The following is a 16373-nucleotide window of genomic DNA, read 5'->3' on the forward strand; positions in this document are numbered from 1 at the left end:
AATTACATACGGAAGGAGGAAACTTTGTGCAAGTTATTCAACGTTTGACCGTTGTCTCTAATCCAACAAGGATTTTTGAAATTGGAACGGAGCTAAGCGGCAGCGAAATCATTGAGATTAAGCAAGTCGGTACGGAATATGAAAATAATGTCCATTCTGAATTCCATGTTTTAGATGAAAATGATGAGCTCATTGTCAGTATCGAGAATGCACCAGTGATCGTCGAGTATCGGCAGATCGTAGAACATGATGAAATCATGGAAGGAGAATCGGCATGAACGCAACTCATAAAAAAGTGGTGGAGTTTTTTGCAAAAATTAGCACCGACGAATCTGTGGATGTTAATGAGTTTTTAGAAGCTATCGCGTTAAATGTGGGGCTTTATACTGCGCTGAAAATCAAGACAGTGGGACAGCGAGAAGTCACAGAGCAGTTCAAAAGCATCATTGATACTGGCCTCAAGATAGCGAATAGCGAAGTTGTACCGAAACGAGTTAGCTTTTTCATTATAAAAAAATAGCCCGCGGCAACGGGCTATCACTGATCTTTTGAAAACTAAATATGTGAATACGGTCATCTTATCATGGGTGACCGTTCCTAACAAGAGGGAGCGATATGTATATGGCTATGAATGTAGCTGCTATTACAAAAGGTATTGAACGTGACGAATGGTTGAGACTGCGTAAGCGTGGTATCGGTGGTTCTGATGCATCTGCGGTGGCCGGGTTGAATCGGTATAAATCACCCGTTGGTGTATTTCTGGAGAAAACCGATCAGATTGTACCAGACGAACCAGGCGAAGCAGCTTACTGGGGTAACCAGTTAGAAGATTTAGTCGCCCGTGAGTTTATGAACCAAACCGGATTGCGAGTGCAACGCAGCAATAAGATGTATCAGCATCCAGATCATCCATTCATGCTTGGTAACGTGGATAGGCTCATTATGGATAAGGGTGGCCGTGGTATCGGAACCCTGGAGTGCAAGACAGCCAGCGCCTATAAGCTGAGCGAATGGGCCGACGATCAGGTTCCTGATGAATACGCCATTCAGCTCCAACATTACATGGCCGTACTTGGTGTGGATTACGGGTATTTTGCCGTTCTGATCGGAGGTCAAAAATTTCAATACAAGCTGGTTGAGCGAAACGAAGGTATCATTGAATCCCTTATTCAAATTGAGGACGAGTTTTGGAACAAGCATGTAATTCCGCGGGTCCCACCAATGGTAGACGGTAGCGCTGCTTCGACTGAGCTACTGAATCGCTTGTATCCTGCTTCTCGGCCAGCAACAGAAATTACGCTGGGGAAAGATCAGGCATTGCTGGTGGACAAGCTCATTGCTGCCAAAGAAGACGCGAAAGTGGCTGAAGAACAGGTCAAACGATTGGAAAATGAGCTGAAGGCAGCTATCGGTGAAAATGAGGTTGCAACGTATAACGGGGAACCTTTGGTAACTTGGAAATCCAGTCAAACAACGCGCCTGGACACTAAGCGCTTGAAGCAGGAGCAGCCGCATATCTTTGAAAAATACGCGAACACCACGTCTTCTCGACGGTTCTTGGTGAAGTAAGGAGGCCAATATGGCAGGACAACGAGCTAGCGGAACACAACTTGAGAAAAAGCTTCAAAACAAGGCGGCTGGGGCAAAAAACGATGCGCCTACACCTTCTCGGACCATCGCCGCTTATATGGACAAAATGAAGTATCAGATTGCGGAGGCTATGCCGAAGCATATGAGCATTGATCGGCTCAGCCGTATTGCCCTGACGACGATTCGTACGAATCCGAAGCTACTGGAATGCTCTATACCGTCACTCATGGGGGCGGTCATGCAAGCCGCGCAGCTTGGTCTGGAACCAGGTCTGATCGGTCATTGCTACATCATCCCATACGGTACAGAAGCCACATTCATCATTGGCTACAAGGGCATGATTGATCTAGCACGACGGTCTGGAAACATCAAGTCTATTGCCGCCCACGAAGTCTATGAAAATGATTTCATTGAGCTGACATATGGGCTGGAGGAAAAATTGCAGCACGTTCCTTGGTTTTTGCGTAAGGACGCTCAACCTGCCGAGTCAGGGAAGATCATTGGCGCTTATATGGTTGCCAAGTTTAATGACGGCGGTCATTTTATCCATTACATGCCGATCAGCGAGATTGAGGAACATAAGAAGCGTTCCAAGGCATCCAGTAAAGGGCCTTGGGTGACTGACTATACCGAAATGTGCAAGAAGACAGTTGTACGTTCCGGGTGGAAGTGGCTACCCATCAGCGTGGAGATTGCTTCTGCGGTTACTCAGGATGAAACGGTGCGTAAAGATATCACTCCAAACGATGAACCTTTTGTTTTTGATATGCCAACTGAACCTAAAGACGATGAAACACCTCAGACGGGTGATGCAACTCAGCCGAATAACGCTGATCCAAAGCAGCCTGCCGATGGATCGGGTCAAGACGAGCTGGAATTTGAATGAGTTCTATAGATGAGATTACTGGCAAGCCGCTGTTACGCAGCATGATCGGTGAACACATTTGGCGGATTAAAGAGTCCGATCCTGTAGCCTTTAAGCGCGAGGTGCGAGAATACTTCGCGCGGGGCTATCCAAGCTGGACAGTGGTTCGTGCGAAGTATCCCTATATATTCTTACGTGATGACAGGGGGCAGAGTGTGTAAATGATTCTGGGCAGTGTGAAGAAGCGAACGGTATTTATATAAAAATCGCAAGAGATTAGGTGGTGAAGCCGGTGGATTCCAATGTAAATCCTCAGCCTACGGACGCACATATACGCATATCACATGAAATACATCGAGAGCTGATCCGGCGGAAGTTTACTCAGCGGCAGCGGGATATTATTGATTTTGTCCTCACGCTGAGCTGGGGATGCGGGAAGCCATCGGCCAAAATTCCTATGCTTAAACATTTTGAGCTATGTGGTGTCCGTAAGGAACATATCAAAAAGGAACTAAAAAAGCTGGTTGAAAATCATGTGCTGTTTTGGGACGAGCATATGAATGTGTTCCAGATCAACAAGCATTATGATATGTGGGCTATAGATGTGGTGGAGCGATTTGACCCTAAAACGATGAACGATTTAATCAAAATTAACATTGAAACGCATACCCCAAATCTCGGCAAACCAGTTACTAAAAAAGTAACTGAGTTACCTAAAAGGCAACCGATTCGAGTTACTAAAAAGGTAACTCAGTTACACAAAAGGCAACTGTTCAGTTACCAAAAAGGTAACTCGCCAGTTACTAAAAAGGTAACTGTGAATCGTGATTTTTCCTGTCATACCAAGGGATTTCGGCTCTCTAAAACAATCTTTAAAGCAATTATTAAAAAAAACACTACTACATCTTTAGATACTGTACATGAATTAGATTCAGAGAACGGAGGCGGTGGTCGTCTTCCTTCAGACTATTCCTTTGGATATATCTACCGTGCTTACGAAAACAACTTTACGGATGCAGGGAAGGTTACCCAATTTGAAACCGAGGACCTTGGTGCCTTGTTTGACGATTACGGTGGAGAGTGGCTACTAAAAGCTATGCGCGAAGCAGTCCGGCAGAATAAAAAGAGCTTAGCTTATGTACGGGGTACGCTGGAAGGATACCGTAAACGCGGGGGACCTGAAGTAGAACGCCGAATGGATCGGGCTTCACCGGCGGAAGCAGAAATTCAAGAAAACGACCCGATTACGATTTTGATGCGAAAGGCAGATGAGCAACGACTTGCTGAATACGGAGTTACTTGAAGCTGAAATATTAGGTTCCTTTTTTCGAGACCCTTCCCTTGTAGACGAAGTCGCCGTAACACTAGAACCAAGCTTATTTACACAACCTTGGCATCGCAATCTGCTGAAAATGATACAAGAACTACACCGGACTGAACAGGAACTATCAATGACTATATTGGTGACGGTGTTTGAAAAGCATCTTGAAAAGGTAGGTGGAGTTTCCTACCTGTCTAAATTAGCCAGCTCAGCCGTCACAGTTTCGATGCTTGAGCAGAATATCAGGAAGCTCATTGAAACCGATGCTCGTCGTAAAGCACTCGATTTGGTTGGTGAATACCGCAATAAATTTTTGGATTTGTCTTCAGGTGGCTTTGAGGAATTACTGGATGAATTTGAACAGCGCTCACTGGATATCCGGCCGAAAGCTTTGCGGGAAGATACCACGGTGGACGACATCATCCAGTGGTATGAGGACTTAGTGCTTAAAACACAGGACCCTGCCCGAGCTCTTGGCATTATGACTGGCTGGTCAGCACTGGATAGGCTGACGCTGGGATTTCAACGGACGAACCTAATCGTCATTGGAGCTCGAACCAGTATGGGTAAATCTGCCGTGGCAAATGAAATCAAGATGCGGGCTACCCAGCGGGGACATAAGGTTGCGGACTTTAGCTTAGAAATGTCCAAAGCACAAATCTACAACCGGATGATCGCTAACCTATGCAGCATTCCCTTGCAGGCGATACGTTCAGGCCACCTGAAGCTAGAACAGATTGAGCGCATTTCTACGCAGATGGAATTTTTACGAAAAATTCATATCGACGATAGTCGCGGGGTGACTGCGGAGTACATTTGTTCCGAAATGCGTCGATTGAAGCGGCAAGAAGGACTTGATTTGGTCATCGTAGATTACTTGCAAGAAGTGGTTGAGCCTGCTGAACGCAACGACAACAGCGGTTCTGGATTGCATCGTGTATGTCAGAAGCTTCGGAAAGCTGCAAAGGATTGCGATTGTGCAATGATCGGTTTATCACAGGTCAAGCAGGATGTGGAGAGCCGACAGAATAAAAGGCCGTTCGTTTCGGACTTATCAGGCAGCGCGGCAATCAGCGCGGTTGCTGACGATATCATGCTGCTGTACAGAGACGAATACTACAATCCTGACACACCGGACCCAGGTATTTTGGAAATCAACCTCGCAAAACAACGTAATGGTCCTACTGGTGTGGTGAAACTCAAATTTGAGAAAGAAACACAGCAAATCGCATAAAGGGAGGAACGGACATGGGGAAACAGACACGGCCATCGCGGCCGACCCGCCGCCAGAAAGAAGAAATGAAGGCTTGGAAGCTCAAGCCTAGCACTTGGTTGGTGGTGCTAGATACGGATTTGGAAATGGTTCTTATCAGCAAGTCTGGGATCAAAAAACGTGTCATTCGGCGGGGAGCCTGATGCAGTCGTCTTGCTGGACGCGGTGGAGCGTCTACGAGTACATGAAGCGCCGTTTTGTTTGCACTGGACAAGTTCCCGACGAGTCGGAATTACTCGAGGAACTGCCTGATATTGACCAGGTCGAGCTGGACGAAGGAATGGCTGAATTTCGCCTGATTCTTGGTAACTGGCCGATTGCTGGAAGTATGTCGTCTTGCAGCTATGATGCTTGAAATGAGGGGGAAGAAATTTGAAGATTATGGGGATTGACCACGGCACAAATTTTGCTGGTTGGGCCACAATGCGAAATGGTGAACCGATAGACTTTGGATTAAGGGACTATTCATCAATTACAATGCCTGGGGTTTTAGACGCCATCTATCAGGACACATTCCGACTGATCGAGCAGGAAGATCCGGAATTGATTGTATTGGAGCGTCCAGTTCACTTTAAAAATGCTAACAGTGTATTAGCTCTTGTCGGGGCGTATACTTCCGTTTCCTTGGCTGCCCTGCATTTGGACAAGCCGATTGTGGGCATCCGCCCTTCAGAGTTGAAAATGCAAACTGGCAAAGGTAATGCGGATAAAGAAACAGTAGCCATGGAAATGCAGATGTTGTTCGACCTCGACTATGACGAAATTGCGGTTCCTGTTCTGTACAAGAAGAATGATCCACGGGGCAAGTACAAAATCGGGGACGTGAGGGAACGTCTTTTTGATCCGTCAGACGCTATCGCACTTTGCTGGGCCTATCATCAAAATTTTATTAAGGGAGTGGCTTAAAAAATGAGCTATATAAATTTCAAAGGTACGGTTAAAAAGATCAATCTCAAATCATCGGAAGAAACGGAAATTACAATCAGTATCCCAGCTTCTGAGCTGGACGGCCAATATAATACGCTTCAAAGCATGTTGGAGCTTAAAGTTATCGGAGGTTTGGATTCACAGATTGTCACGTACAAAGTTTTGAAGAATGCCAGAACGGGCAAGCCAATCACGAAATACACCGTGGATGATGGTGGTGTGGTATCCGTAGCAAAGCCGGAAGGAGAGCAACTCTCCATGGATCTTGGGCTTACTCCTGAGAAAGTGGAGGTTAAAGCTGATCCAGAGCAAATTGATCTTGAAGTTATTCAGGACTTTATACTTAGCGGCCTGGCGCCGCGCTTTGACGACATGCAGTATGACTTTTTGGAAATTACAGAGCGCTTGGCCGGTGGGGACACCTATCTGAAAATAGCTGCTGATATTGGTATGGGTGTGGGCGTGTTTGTGGTTATGGTGGATGAGTACCGGAAGCGGGTCGCGCCAATGGCTGCCAAGTGGGATGAATGGCGCAAAGGCCAAGTCAATACGGTACCCCCGGAAGATGAAGAGCCAGTAAACGGTCAGCAAGAAGAACAACAAAATGACGATCAGCCGGAAGAGCAAGAAGGTGCTAATACTGATTCGTCCGAGCAGGCTGGAGAAGATGAATCTAAGGACGACAATAAGCCAGAGGATGACTCAAACCCTGATACTGACACAGATTCCGAGCCGGTAATCAATAATGAGGAGCTGGAGGAATATATTCTGAAAGTCCGTCCTAACTTCGACGACATCCCTCTTGATTTCCCTACATTGCTTCATCAGCGTCGTAAAGAAGGCAAGACATGGATGCAGATTGCCAAAAGCATCGGCTTGACCAGCGGCCAGATCACTACCAAATGGACGGCTTACAAGAAGATGGTTGCCAAGCAAATGAAAAACGGGGGAGCGGCGTAAGCCGTTCCTTTATTAAAACAAGGTGGCCCCTACCCTCACGGGCTACGGCGGCCACCTGCATTCTATAAACAGAACGTATGATCTTAATCCTCTTTCATTTTCATTTCAACTAAATGTCTGCAATGAGGGCACTGGGTAGTCAATGAAAAAGTTTTCTTCTCATTGATGTTAAGCAGGGATACTAGTTGAACAACTATTCCTGGCAGTGAAAGCATTCCTAATATTAATGCAATTGAGTTAACAGCGGGAGTACTAACAAGCGCTTTTTTGTCAGTAAGCACATCAAATATTAGATAGCCTAAAAAAACAACAAGTCCCGTTACATTCACGATAAAAAGTAATTTTAAAACGATCTTCGTCCAGCGTTTTATTTTTTTGTACGCCATAATATCACCTCATTTGTAATAACGGCAGACTTGATAGAAAGATTCATATTTTTCAAGAAGAATTTTGAAAGGATGAGTGACATGGAACAACCACTAAGAAGCTCTAAGACTACGGTAAACATCTTGGAAGAGTGATGACTAAAGTTTGAAATTAAGAGGACTTTGCTACTAAGGAGGTGTGAACCTTGGCAAATGTTAACGCAGCGATAGAACGGTTGAAGGATATACGTGTGGAGCTGGACGAATCCCTTCGGTTGCTTGGGCATGATCCTGAAGCAGCGGAGCGCCAGCAGGCTGGGACGGCGCAGCGCATGTTTCTTCATTTACAAGACATTCAAGCAGTTCTCTATCAAGAGCCGCCGAATGTGGACTATGCACAGCGGTTAGTATCGGAGGCTATAAAATTCTGTAAGACATGCTAAAACATTCGGGCATAGCCCTAAAGGAGACGATTATAAATGGAATTAGCAGTACAGTCGTGGGCGTTTAACCCCAATTTACGTTGGATGCGGGCGCGTATTTCCGGGAACGACGAGGGCGGCGATGAAATAGATGTAAACGGGACTATAACTGACATTAAAGGAGATTATTTAGAGTTCGAGTTTATACGCGAAGGTCAAATAATACGAACTCATTTTTATCTGGAATATTTCCGCAAAGGATTGACCCTGGCTGTATATGATCGACCGCCTGTAAGGGTTGAGCTTCCTGATTCCTATCAGATCGATTCTACTACCCAAGGAGAGTGAATGGTATGAGTCCAAGCGGAGTCAAGGAAGGTCAGACATACCACAACGGTAAAGGTGAAAAACGAACGGTAATCTTGATTGGCAATCGTGTTGGTAAAGATGGTGAGCTGTACTACAAGAAAGAACACGATTCTGGTTGGTATCTCATGACACTGTTAGGCTTTGCAAAGTGGGCAAAAGGTGAAGTATCAGCATTAGGGGAGTGATGATAGGTATGACACAAGTAAAAAAAAGGCCAGATGCGTTGATCGAGAGACTATCCAAGTTGCTTCCAGACGAGATAAGCCAACAGATATTTGAATTGGACAGCAAAGGGGTTACCCGGTCCAGTATTGCAAGACAACTCGGCATTCCGAAAACTCGTGTGATTCACGAACTCATGAAATTGGATTTGAAGGACACGACAACAAGCAAGTATGCACCAAAGAGCTACGAAAGGAGCAGCACCCTATGAGTAAGGATTATCGTCAATTATTGTTGGAATATGGTTACCCTGAGGATTTAGTAGACGGATGGAGTCTGGAAGACTGCCAAGCTGAATGGCAGGAGTTTTGTGGGACATGCATCCCGGAGTAATACAAACAACCCCCGCATACCTTGGCCGGGCTCGCGGGGGTCAGTGGTTTCAAACCTTCACCAAATTATAACACGGTGAGGGGAATGCGATAATGGGGAAGAGAAGAAAAAATAACTTACAACTGACTTTTAACATATTGCCGGTCGATGAAAAAGCCACCCGCCTTGCGGTGGAGGAATATCTGGAGACAGTTCGGCAGTATCGGCAGATAGGTTTTGTACGACGCGAAGCAGCAACCACACAGGCGTATTCATATAGAGAACATCAATCTACAAACGCGATCAGCAAGCAAACAGAGAACATCGCTGTTTACAACGTGGACAAAGAAGCAGAGCTTCATGCAAAGGATAAGCTGCTGGAACTGGCAATGAGTAAGCTTTCCAGTATGCAACGGGAGGTTATTCAGCGCAGCTATCTGGATGATGAAGGGGAGTTTGATTTTATAGCTTGTGGAGAGCTGGGCTTGAGCGACAGGACTTTCCGCCGTATAAAGTCGGAAGCCCTTAATATTCTTGCCGCTGCCTTGAGAGTTGAAGTATATGAGGTGGGATATGTAGAGAGGTTATATAGCTGATTATTGGTGCACGTCTACCTATTTTTTTTGTTTTCAGAGTTGTGAAGCAGGATTCCGATTATGAGGACCAGTAAAATATAGGTAGTCTCATCACCTTTAATTATATGAATATTGAACAGAGATAGAATGAAAACCACGACATAAAACACTATGAGACTGACAAGCATATATAGATAGACCATTTTTATTACCTCCAACTTATTTAAAGGTACCGGGCAAAGATTATCCCGGTACCTTTATTTTTTTGTGAATTATTTTAGTAAGTAAAATTGAATCTGTCTTGATACTCTTGTTGTCCTGCTCCAGAGAAGTCTATGCTGAAATAGTTAAGTATCGCCAATGCCACACCAGGAATAGTCTTGTGAGCATAAGCAATCTCCACTGCGCCTGTTTGGCCAGTTAGTGATTTAGGAGCTCTTACTTCTTGTCTGGCAAATCCATCTTGCGGATCTGGATACCCTAAAACATCTACCTCGAAGGCGTCACCCTCAATTTGTTGTTTCTGTAGTTGGTTTTCGTACTGATAAAGGTGCGATCCGCTTCTCCAGTTATGGACACTATATGGAGAACGATAAGGAGTAACTTTACTTTGCCAAGCCATTGCCAATGTATCAGTGTAATAAGCCAAAGGACCTCTTTCCCAGTTATAAGAAGCATAAACATGATAGGCATTTTCTCTACTGTTCGGAGATTCGAGTTTAAATGCATAGCCATACATTTTGAAAATTCCGTCTTTGACATCTTGAGTAGAAATTTTATCAGATGGTGCAACTGTTTTTCCATTTTCATCTTTAATAACGACTTCAGGGTCTAACTCTTCAATTTTTATCTTAGTGCCACCGTTACTCGCAATGTCCTTTTTTAATTCCAATGGAGTGAAACCTAATTCTTCGTCAGTAAAGCCCATTTGTTTTAAATAACTGTCAATTTCCGATTCGCTTTTTGTACTAGCATCTTTAAAGGGTTCTAAGCCGTGTGAGTCTGACTCTGCTGGATTTGCGGATACAGGGATGGAAAATACCAATAAAAAAATGAGTGTCAGCAAGGTTGCAGACAGCTTTTTCATTCATTCATCCTCCAGATTACATAAAATTGGTAGCCGGCTAGCTGAATACAATACTATCATACATGAATGACAAATATAACCTATTTTCGCGGGAAAGTTTTCTGTGGCCTATAATTGTCCTAAATATGGCCTTGAAGTGGCCCGCCACTGGACTTTTAATGTGGTAAATTTATAGCATGGAAAATCAAATAAGGAACACACCTTAGCTTTTGAGCCTCGGTGATCAGGTCGGCCAATGTGCCGGCCTTTTTTGATTTCTCTATAAAACCATATTAGGAGGAAATGAATATGTCTGCAGAAGCAAGCGCAGTAAGAAACGGTGGGTACGCATATTTGGATCGGTTTAGAATCTTGCACATCGAAAGCACGCAGGAAGCAGCAGAGACCAAGAGCGAGTACGGCACCGCCATTAAATTTGAAGGCCAACATGCATACGGCCATCCGGTTATCCCAGCAAGTGGCGATGAGTACGAGCAACTCGCTGTAACCGTGCATGCTGATGGCAGCCTGACGGAAAAGGACGGATACACCATCCCAGCTCACGTTAAGGCAGCAGCTCTGGCGCTCAAGTAATTAAGCATCACTCAGCATCATTCCCCGGATCATTCCGGGGCTTTACGGCACGTACAGGCAGCAAGGCACCAGTTAACCAGCGGAAACATTAACAGTCTGGTCAGACCCCTTGCGCGGTTCAATTCCGTAGCGTGCCACTAATATATTGGTAGGATTGTCCATGGTTTTGTTGAAATATTACAATAAAAAACTTATAATGTAAGAGGAGACAAACAAATGTAAAAAAATAGCTAACTAATTTATAATAGCTGTTTTTTGAACATGCTTTATTAGTCAATAAATACATACATAGCAGTCTTACACCGTTACTTCAGGTAGAGTATATTAATTTAGGAGGGATTTAAATTGAAAAAACAATTAGTTGCTGTGGCTTTAGGTGGCGCACTCGTAATAGGTAGTGGTGCATTTGTATATAATTCATATGCTGCCGAAGCGGAAGTTCCATCACAGGTTCCGGATGAAACGAAAGCAGAAGCGATTGATACTTCAACAGTTCAAACGCCGACTGAAACACCAGCAGAGACAGTAGTTGAAAGCTCTGGTGATATCGAAGGACTCATAAACATATCTGACGTACCAGTAGAAGATATCCATATTCCCAATCTAGCGCAGGAAGCCTCGCTTAAAGCGACAGCGGCTGAAAAACACAGTTTGCAACCATTAAACACAACAGCTTTAAAAGGCGAGAATGGACTGGTCATTAGACAGTCATATCGTGGAACTGATGGTACTGAAATTATGGTCATTCAAACCGAATCCCAAATGGGCGAACAGGCTACTATTGATAGTTTGAAAGAATCGTATAAAGAAGAAAAGGTCGAGTCGACTAAAATCAACGACCATACTGCTATTTATGTTGACGGACAAGCTAGAAAAGTTGTTCATTTGATTACGAAAGATCACTTCTATACCGTTTCTTCTTCTAACGGAAACCTTGACGAATTGATGGAAATTGCAAAAAAAATTCAAGAGTAACAAGATAAGCTACAAAAAAAGCACAGGCATATTTGCTTGTGTTTTTTTGTTACATCTTACAATTCATCCTCGCAGACTATCATTATCAGTTAAGGAGGGATCGTCCTTGTTTCATGATGTGGAGACAGGAAAAGTAAAGCGTCCTGTAAAAGGACAGTGTTTAATATGCAATAATCCAAATCCAGAAGTTCACACTACGCTTGGCGCTTCATTTTGTGGTGTGTGTTGGGAAATCATGAAGTCTGGTGATGATGATCAACTGGGTGAAAGAATCGTTTGGGACGAGTAGTATTGAGAAAGTGAGCAATAGCCAGCTTATTATGGTTTAATTGCCCAATTTCCAGTATTGTCCGGTTTTTGTTCTTTGACGGCCATTTTTAGCAATTTGTAAAATGGTCTTATCACTCCTCTCTAGTTACTAAGTACAAATGCTTTTATGCAACAGCGCAGCGTTTTGCATCCCGCTTGCGGGAATAAAACCTATCGCTGTTTCTTTTTTCGGGTTTTAAATAAGCGCATCAGTTCATTTGGTGCTCTAAATACATAGGCAGATACAAGTCACTCATTTGGGTGGCTTTTTTTATTGCCTTGAAAGGATTTTTGGTTTGAAGAAGAAGCAGAAGAAAGGAATTTTGCTCCCGTTGAAAGGACCACCAAAACAGCCGAAGAAATGCAAAGGTTGTGTTTGGGGAAATTGGGATGGAGTTAAGCAATACTGCCCAAAGTTACAGTGCGTAAAGCGAATTTTGTGATATTATCAGTGATTTTCTGAATAAATTAATTGTATTCAGCAGAAGATATGGGTGAGTTAGATTCTAGAAAGGAAGGTTATTGTGTCCAACAAAACAGAAACAGAAAATGATGCTATTTTTGGATTTCCTGGAACACCAATAGGTGCAGAATTAGGTGACCCGGTTACTAGGGTAATTATTGATGAGATGATCGTGGAACTTAGAGTAAAGGAAGAACAGGTTATAATGAATTATGTATTTCAAACAGATAGCCCGGAAACTTTCAAGATTCATGTCTCAAGGGTGGAAGTGCATGGTTCTAATAGCTGGGACGTCTACTTTTATAATTACAGTGGCGGGCCAGTTAATCTTGTGGTCAGACCGTATTATGTGTTTTTCCAACAATAAAGTATAAAGCACCCATTGCGGTGCTTTTTCTTTTGCACTCATACGACAATATGTGAGCTGTTTTGAGCTTCCTTTCTATCACACGGACGATTGCCGAAAGGAGTGCAGCAGAGAGCAGAGAGAGGGTATACACACGCTCTGACAGCCTATTAGCCACCCACCGGAATAGTAGAAACCAACTCAACACAAATACAGGGCAAACCGTCATGGTCTGCCCTCTTTGTTTTACCTTGAGTTGTTGGCTTTTACTACAGTTGCTTTATAGATGTAGTAAGCAATTAGGACCTTACAGATATCTGGTATTGTTACACTCAACAGAATCGTAAGCATGTAGCTTCCTCCCTTCTCTTGTTCTCACTATATTGGTCGTGATGAACTAACAGAAAGGTGCGGAGATAAATGAAAGGAGATTCAAATCGTGGAAATCAGAGTCCTACCAATCGAACAAATCAACGCAGCAGCATACAACCCACGGGTTGATCTTCAGCCAGGTGATCCAGAATACGAGAAGCTAAAAGCCAGCATCGAATCATTTGGTTATGTGGAGCTAATCGTCTGGAACGAACGCACCGGGAACATGGTGGGCGGCCATCAACGCTATAAGATCATGGTGAACGAGCTGGGTCATACGGAGTTGACTGTAAGTGTTGTTGACCTGGACGAACAGCAGGAAAAGCTTCTCAATCTGGCGCTTAACAAGGTCAGTGGGAACTGGGATGATGAAGCCCTTTATCGATTGCTTGACGATCTGGAGCAGAGTGGAGCTGATCTGGTCCTTTCTGGCTTCGATAAGGATGAGGTCGAACAGTTAATGAAAGACTTTGCTGAACCTGCAGCAGATCAGCTTGGGGACTTCACCAATAAGGAACTGGACGTGAGCGAGTTCGACGAAGAGAATTTCGAGTGCAAGTGTCCACGATGTGGCTTTGTGTTTGATCGCACAGAGAAAGGAGCCAGTGAGTCATGATCCGTCCTGCATGGGATTGGAAGCTGTCTGATCTGGCTACTGTGCCGCAGCATGGACGGACGGTGTTTTCTTGCTTCTCCTGTGGCGGTGGCTCCACAATGGGATACAAGCGAGCTGGCTATAAGGTGCTGGGCAATGTTGAGATCGATCCGCAGATGATGCGTATCTACAGGAAGAACCATAACCCACCGTATCCGTTCTTAATGCCTATTCAGGACTTCAAGTCTATTCCTGATAGTAAGCTGTCGGCAGAATTGTTTAATCTGGATGTGTTGGACGGGTCGCCGCCATGCAGTGTGTTTTCAACTGCAGGTGACCGTGAAGATAAATGGGGTGGAGAATATGCTTTCCGTGAGGGACAGGCCGTACAGCAACTTGACGACCTGTTTTTTGAGTTTCTGGAGGTAGCGCACAAGCTTCAGCCACGGGCTATCGTAGCCGAGAACGTAAAGGGTATGCTGATCGGCAAAGCGCGTGGTTTCGTCAGCTTGGTACTGTCCCGCTTGCGTGAGATCGGCTACAGGCCGCAGTTATTCCTTCTCAATTCTGCCACGATGGGCGTCCCTCAAAAGCGGGAGCGTGTTTTTTTCATCGCGGCCCGGGAGGATCTGCCGTTTCCGCCGCTACGATTGGAGTTTAATGAGCCACCTGTGCTGTATAAGGATATTCGTAGCGGGGAGGGCAGACTGATCAACCAGGACAGTCTAACATTTCAGCGCTGGCACAAGAAGCGCCCTTCTGATCTTAATATGGGGGATGTGACGGAGCGTGAAGAAGGCAAAGTGAGCAACTTTAATACTATTCTGCTCAAGGATCAGAAAGTGGCCAACACGATTGCAAGTTCGTCCGTGTTCCTTCGGGGTGATGTGCCACAGCAGATATCCGTTTCTGACATTATCCGTATACAGACTTTCCCAAGCGATTACGATTTTCTGGATGCTGATCCGCAGTACGTTTGCGGTATGAGTGTCCCACCGCTGATGATGCAGCGGATTGCTGAGCAGATCAATTCCCAATGGTTTGAGTAACATTAATTTTTTGGGTGAATATCATGAGTTTATAAAAAATCATAAGTGGAGGTTTTAAACTCATGCTTTCGTATTCAAGACAACTAACTTGTTGTGATTGTGGTTCGGCATCTACTGGGGCTGCATGTTGTCAGGGGAATAGTTGTATTTGTGGTCCCACTGGTTCTGCTGATTGTGAATGTGAATGTCCGGGTTCATTTAGTGCGTTAAAGAGGCCTTTGTATCAAGATAGCCTAATTTGTCTTAAAGCACATGATGAATATTTGTACTATTTAGCATTCTATTTCGAAAGATTATTTCCAAGGCAAATATTGTTGCCTGTTGCCTTAGCTCAAGAGAAAGTTACGATTGATCTTAAAAATATAACTGTAAAAGAGGCTATAGCGAGGTTAGGCCTAGTGACATTCAGTGAACAACTAACACCATACACGTATTATAACCGGCAATATTAAAAAGGGAGACGCTCGAACGTCTCCCTCATCATCCAGGGTATCCCCCGGCTGAGATAGCGGCCCGCCACGCGTGGCTTTTCGGATCATCCGCTATCTCGCATTCCAGTATATAGGAAAGCCGAGGGATACGACAATGGGAACAGCAGACGAACAATACAACGCATCATTACAACGCGAGATTGAAATCATAGAAGGTATCCTTGAAAGCAAGGCGCAATACCGGAAGATTGTTAAGGCTGGCATTGCTCAGTGGGTCAAAGACCTACAGGCTGGAAATATAAAAATGCAGACGGTCCAGGACTTGGATCGTCTGATTGAATTGGATATTAAGTTGCAAAGAGACGAGCTCTAGCATCTTTCTGCTTTAGCCGCTTCTTTTAAGCGAAGCCTCTCATAAAATGAATTAGCTACTGCTAGTTTATTAGAAGGGAGAGGGCAGCTAAATGACTCTATACAGTCGAACATTAGATGGAAGGACATCTCAAAATGCAAGTACTACTAACAGCATAAATGTTCCTACATCTGCTGCTTATCAATTATTCGGACAGGTGGGCTTAGATATTAGCCAAGCGAGCGCAAGCTTCCCAATTCGTGTCCAATTTGATGGGATTATTACTTTCAGGCTAGATTTAGTCCCCACCGCTCTTTTTAATCTTGTAGAAATTAAAATTGTTAGAGGAACTAATCCTACAGATCCAGTGGTTTTTAGTGGTACTAAAACTCTTTTTCCTAATGGAACGGAGGGAACCCCTCAAGAATACTCATTTGCTGCTTCGGATTATAACGTTCCAATAGGTACAGGCTTTGTAGTATATACAGTCTTTGCAAGGAACATTACTGTAGGAGGCGATCCAACAGATGTAGTTCGTATTGGCCCGGAGAGCTTTAATGCCTTGGCTCTTGGAAATTAGTTACTATAAAAATTAAACAAAGAGGATGTCCCTGAAAGCA

At 44.3% G+C, this 16373-nt stretch carries 27 protein-coding genes; 25 read left to right on the forward strand and 2 right to left on the reverse strand.

The window, feature by feature from the left end:
• Nucleotides 1-26: 26 nt before the first annotated feature.
• The 11 genes from ACM1ND_RS02320 (at nucleotide 27) to ACM1ND_RS02370 (ending at nucleotide 6936) form a co-directional block, all read left to right on the forward strand.
• A complete protein-coding gene (locus tag ACM1ND_RS02320) occupies nucleotides 27-278 on the forward strand; it encodes a hypothetical protein (protein WP_264216515.1) in 252 nt (83 codons plus the stop codon).
• Nucleotides 275-520, forward strand: a complete 246-nt coding sequence (locus ACM1ND_RS02325) for a hypothetical protein (protein WP_075153631.1) — start codon at nucleotides 275-277, stop codon at nucleotides 518-520. Before ACM1ND_RS02320 ends, ACM1ND_RS02325 begins: the two co-directional genes overlap by 4 nt.
• Before the next feature lie 101 nt (nucleotides 521-621).
• The gene (locus ACM1ND_RS02330; RefSeq protein WP_418026991.1) at nucleotides 622-1569 is read left to right on the forward strand and encodes a YqaJ viral recombinase family protein; all 948 of its coding nucleotides are present in this window, start codon (nucleotides 622-624) and stop codon (nucleotides 1567-1569) included.
• 10 nt (nucleotides 1570-1579) lie between these two features.
• On the forward strand, nucleotides 1580-2476 hold the full coding sequence (gene recT, locus ACM1ND_RS02335) for a recombination protein RecT (protein WP_418026992.1): 897 nt from the start codon (nucleotides 1580-1582) through the stop codon (nucleotides 2474-2476).
• Nucleotides 2473-2676 (forward strand): hypothetical protein, encoded by a 204-nt coding sequence (locus ACM1ND_RS02340; RefSeq protein WP_341063128.1) that lies wholly within the window; start codon nucleotides 2473-2475, stop codon nucleotides 2674-2676. Before recT ends, ACM1ND_RS02340 begins: the two co-directional genes overlap by 4 nt.
• Nucleotides 2677-2747: 71 nt before the next feature.
• Nucleotides 2748-3758: a replication protein gene (locus ACM1ND_RS02345; RefSeq protein WP_418026993.1), complete on the forward strand. Its 1011-nt coding sequence runs from the start codon at nucleotides 2748-2750 to the stop codon at nucleotides 3756-3758.
• On the forward strand, nucleotides 3724-5010 hold the full coding sequence (locus ACM1ND_RS02350) for a replicative DNA helicase (RefSeq protein ID WP_418026994.1): 1287 nt from the start codon (nucleotides 3724-3726) through the stop codon (nucleotides 5008-5010). The genes ACM1ND_RS02345 and ACM1ND_RS02350 overlap by 35 nt, the downstream gene beginning before the upstream one ends.
• Before the next feature lie 14 nt (nucleotides 5011-5024).
• Complete coding sequence (locus ACM1ND_RS02355; RefSeq protein ID WP_175405276.1) at nucleotides 5025-5192, forward strand: DUF6906 family protein; 168 nt, start codon at nucleotides 5025-5027, stop codon at nucleotides 5190-5192.
• Nucleotides 5192-5404 carry a hypothetical protein gene (locus ACM1ND_RS02360; RefSeq protein ID WP_418026995.1) on the forward strand — a complete coding sequence of 71 codons (213 nt, stop codon included), beginning with the start codon at nucleotides 5192-5194 and terminating at the stop codon, nucleotides 5402-5404. Before ACM1ND_RS02355 ends, ACM1ND_RS02360 begins: the two co-directional genes overlap by 1 nt.
• A 26-nt stretch (nucleotides 5405-5430) precedes the next feature.
• Nucleotides 5431-5955, forward strand: a complete 525-nt coding sequence (locus ACM1ND_RS02365) for a crossover junction endodeoxyribonuclease RuvC (protein WP_418027973.1) — start codon at nucleotides 5431-5433, stop codon at nucleotides 5953-5955.
• 3 nt (nucleotides 5956-5958) lie between these two features.
• Nucleotides 5959-6936 (forward strand): hypothetical protein, encoded by a 978-nt coding sequence (locus ACM1ND_RS02370; RefSeq protein WP_418026996.1) that lies wholly within the window; start codon nucleotides 5959-5961, stop codon nucleotides 6934-6936.
• An 83-nt stretch (nucleotides 6937-7019) separates the two neighbouring features.
• Here the strand turns inward: ACM1ND_RS02370 and ACM1ND_RS02375 are convergent, their stop codons facing one another.
• Nucleotides 7020-7322, reverse strand: coding sequence for a hypothetical protein (locus ACM1ND_RS02375; RefSeq protein ID WP_418026997.1), 303 nt, complete (start codon nucleotides 7320-7322; stop codon nucleotides 7020-7022).
• A gap of 185 nt (nucleotides 7323-7507) precedes the next feature.
• On the opposite strand from ACM1ND_RS02375, the gene ACM1ND_RS02380 reads away from it, so the two are divergent.
• The 6 genes from ACM1ND_RS02380 (at nucleotide 7508) to ACM1ND_RS02405 (ending at nucleotide 9222) form a co-directional block, all read left to right on the forward strand.
• Complete coding sequence (locus ACM1ND_RS02380) at nucleotides 7508-7744, forward strand: hypothetical protein (RefSeq protein ID WP_418026998.1); 237 nt, start codon at nucleotides 7508-7510, stop codon at nucleotides 7742-7744.
• Between the two features lie 36 nt (nucleotides 7745-7780).
• Nucleotides 7781-8071, forward strand: coding sequence for a hypothetical protein (locus tag ACM1ND_RS02385; RefSeq protein ID WP_418026999.1), 291 nt, complete (start codon nucleotides 7781-7783; stop codon nucleotides 8069-8071).
• Nucleotides 8072-8076: 5 nt separating this feature from the next.
• Nucleotides 8077-8277 carry a hypothetical protein gene (locus ACM1ND_RS02390; protein WP_418027000.1) on the forward strand — a complete coding sequence of 67 codons (201 nt, stop codon included), beginning with the start codon at nucleotides 8077-8079 and terminating at the stop codon, nucleotides 8275-8277.
• An 8-nt stretch (nucleotides 8278-8285) separates the two neighbouring features.
• Nucleotides 8286-8525, forward strand: coding sequence for a hypothetical protein (locus ACM1ND_RS02395; RefSeq protein WP_418027001.1), 240 nt, complete (start codon nucleotides 8286-8288; stop codon nucleotides 8523-8525).
• Nucleotides 8522-8647 (forward strand): hypothetical protein, encoded by a 126-nt coding sequence (locus ACM1ND_RS02400; RefSeq protein WP_323873213.1) that lies wholly within the window; start codon nucleotides 8522-8524, stop codon nucleotides 8645-8647. The genes ACM1ND_RS02395 and ACM1ND_RS02400 overlap by 4 nt, the downstream gene beginning before the upstream one ends.
• A 92-nt stretch (nucleotides 8648-8739) precedes the next feature.
• Nucleotides 8740-9222, forward strand: coding sequence for an ArpU family phage packaging/lysis transcriptional regulator (locus ACM1ND_RS02405; protein WP_418027002.1), 483 nt, complete (start codon nucleotides 8740-8742; stop codon nucleotides 9220-9222).
• Nucleotides 9223-9478: 256 nt separating this feature from the next.
• Here ACM1ND_RS02405 and ACM1ND_RS02410 read toward each other — a convergent pair whose 3' ends face one another.
• The gene (locus ACM1ND_RS02410; RefSeq protein WP_418027003.1) at nucleotides 9479-10288 is read right to left on the reverse strand and encodes a hypothetical protein; all 810 of its coding nucleotides are present in this window, start codon (nucleotides 10286-10288) and stop codon (nucleotides 9479-9481) included.
• Between the two features lie 288 nt (nucleotides 10289-10576).
• Here ACM1ND_RS02410 and ACM1ND_RS02415 point away from each other — a divergent pair, with 288 nt between their 5' ends.
• The 8 genes from ACM1ND_RS02415 to ACM1ND_RS02450 all read left to right on the forward strand — a co-directional run bounded on the left by ACM1ND_RS02415 (nucleotide 10577) and on the right by ACM1ND_RS02450 (nucleotide 16333).
• Entirely contained in the window at nucleotides 10577-10861 is a 285-nt protein-coding gene (locus ACM1ND_RS02415) for a hypothetical protein (protein ID WP_418027004.1), read from the forward strand.
• Nucleotides 10862-11206: 345 nt separating this feature from the next.
• A complete protein-coding gene (locus ACM1ND_RS02420) occupies nucleotides 11207-11836 on the forward strand; it encodes a DUF4367 domain-containing protein (RefSeq protein WP_418027005.1) in 630 nt (209 codons plus the stop codon).
• 106 nt (nucleotides 11837-11942) lie between these two features.
• A complete protein-coding gene (locus tag ACM1ND_RS02425; RefSeq protein WP_418027006.1) occupies nucleotides 11943-12125 on the forward strand; it encodes a hypothetical protein in 183 nt (60 codons plus the stop codon).
• A 544-nt stretch (nucleotides 12126-12669) separates the two neighbouring features.
• Nucleotides 12670-12975: a hypothetical protein gene (locus tag ACM1ND_RS02430; RefSeq protein ID WP_418027007.1), complete on the forward strand. Its 306-nt coding sequence runs from the start codon at nucleotides 12670-12672 to the stop codon at nucleotides 12973-12975.
• A gap of 418 nt (nucleotides 12976-13393) precedes the next feature.
• The gene (locus ACM1ND_RS02435) at nucleotides 13394-13942 is read left to right on the forward strand and encodes a ParB N-terminal domain-containing protein (RefSeq protein WP_418027008.1); all 549 of its coding nucleotides are present in this window, start codon (nucleotides 13394-13396) and stop codon (nucleotides 13940-13942) included.
• On the forward strand, nucleotides 13939-14970 hold the full coding sequence (locus tag ACM1ND_RS02440; RefSeq protein ID WP_418027009.1) for a DNA cytosine methyltransferase: 1032 nt from the start codon (nucleotides 13939-13941) through the stop codon (nucleotides 14968-14970). Before ACM1ND_RS02435 ends, ACM1ND_RS02440 begins: the two co-directional genes overlap by 4 nt.
• 585 nt (nucleotides 14971-15555) lie before the next feature.
• Entirely contained in the window at nucleotides 15556-15774 is a 219-nt protein-coding gene (locus tag ACM1ND_RS02445; protein ID WP_418027010.1) for a hypothetical protein, read from the forward strand.
• A 91-nt stretch (nucleotides 15775-15865) separates the two neighbouring features.
• On the forward strand, nucleotides 15866-16333 hold the full coding sequence (locus ACM1ND_RS02450) for a hypothetical protein (protein ID WP_418027011.1): 468 nt from the start codon (nucleotides 15866-15868) through the stop codon (nucleotides 16331-16333).
• Nucleotides 16334-16373 lie beyond the last annotated feature (40 nt).

This window comes from Paenibacillus sp. JJ1722, from assembly GCF_048282685.1.
Lineage (GTDB): Bacteria > Bacillota > Bacilli > Paenibacillales > Paenibacillaceae > Paenibacillus > Paenibacillus polymyxa_B.

Bases quoted from the DNA above. Each gene is read 5' to 3' on its own strand.
- ACM1ND_RS02325 (WP_075153631.1), top strand. From the start codon at position 275: ATGAACGCAACTCATAAAAAAGTGGTGGAGTTTTTTGCAAAAATTAGC.
- ACM1ND_RS02330 (WP_418026991.1), top strand. From the start codon at position 622: ATGGCTATGAATGTAGCTGCTATTACAAAAGGTATTGAACGTGACGAA.
- recT (WP_418026992.1), top strand. From the start codon at position 1,580: ATGGCAGGACAACGAGCTAGCGGAACACAACTTGAGAAAAAGCTTCAA.
- ACM1ND_RS02340 (WP_341063128.1), top strand. From the start codon at position 2,473: ATGAGTTCTATAGATGAGATTACTGGCAAGCCGCTGTTACGCAGCATG.
- ACM1ND_RS02350 (WP_418026994.1), top strand. From the start codon at position 3,724: ATGAGCAACGACTTGCTGAATACGGAGTTACTTGAAGCTGAAATATTA.
- ACM1ND_RS02355 (WP_175405276.1), top strand. From the start codon at position 5,025: ATGGGGAAACAGACACGGCCATCGCGGCCGACCCGCCGCCAGAAAGAA.
- ACM1ND_RS02360 (WP_418026995.1), top strand. From the start codon at position 5,192: ATGCAGTCGTCTTGCTGGACGCGGTGGAGCGTCTACGAGTACATGAAG.
- ACM1ND_RS02365 (WP_418027973.1), top strand. From the start codon at position 5,431: ATGGGGATTGACCACGGCACAAATTTTGCTGGTTGGGCCACAATGCGA.
- ACM1ND_RS02370 (WP_418026996.1), top strand. From the start codon at position 5,959: ATGAGCTATATAAATTTCAAAGGTACGGTTAAAAAGATCAATCTCAAA.
- ACM1ND_RS02375 (WP_418026997.1), bottom strand. From the start codon at position 7,322: ATGGCGTACAAAAAAATAAAACGCTGGACGAAGATCGTTTTAAAATTA.
- ACM1ND_RS02385 (WP_418026999.1), top strand. From the start codon at position 7,781: ATGGAATTAGCAGTACAGTCGTGGGCGTTTAACCCCAATTTACGTTGG.
- ACM1ND_RS02390 (WP_418027000.1), top strand. From the start codon at position 8,077: ATGAGTCCAAGCGGAGTCAAGGAAGGTCAGACATACCACAACGGTAAA.
- ACM1ND_RS02395 (WP_418027001.1), top strand. From the start codon at position 8,286: ATGACACAAGTAAAAAAAAGGCCAGATGCGTTGATCGAGAGACTATCC.
- ACM1ND_RS02400 (WP_323873213.1), top strand. From the start codon at position 8,522: ATGAGTAAGGATTATCGTCAATTATTGTTGGAATATGGTTACCCTGAG.
- ACM1ND_RS02405 (WP_418027002.1), top strand. From the start codon at position 8,740: ATGGGGAAGAGAAGAAAAAATAACTTACAACTGACTTTTAACATATTG.
- ACM1ND_RS02410 (WP_418027003.1), bottom strand. From the start codon at position 10,288: ATGAAAAAGCTGTCTGCAACCTTGCTGACACTCATTTTTTTATTGGTA.
- ACM1ND_RS02415 (WP_418027004.1), top strand. From the start codon at position 10,577: ATGTCTGCAGAAGCAAGCGCAGTAAGAAACGGTGGGTACGCATATTTG.
- ACM1ND_RS02440 (WP_418027009.1), top strand. From the start codon at position 13,939: ATGATCCGTCCTGCATGGGATTGGAAGCTGTCTGATCTGGCTACTGTG.
- ACM1ND_RS02445 (WP_418027010.1), top strand. From the start codon at position 15,556: ATGGGAACAGCAGACGAACAATACAACGCATCATTACAACGCGAGATT.
- ACM1ND_RS02450 (WP_418027011.1), top strand. From the start codon at position 15,866: ATGACTCTATACAGTCGAACATTAGATGGAAGGACATCTCAAAATGCA.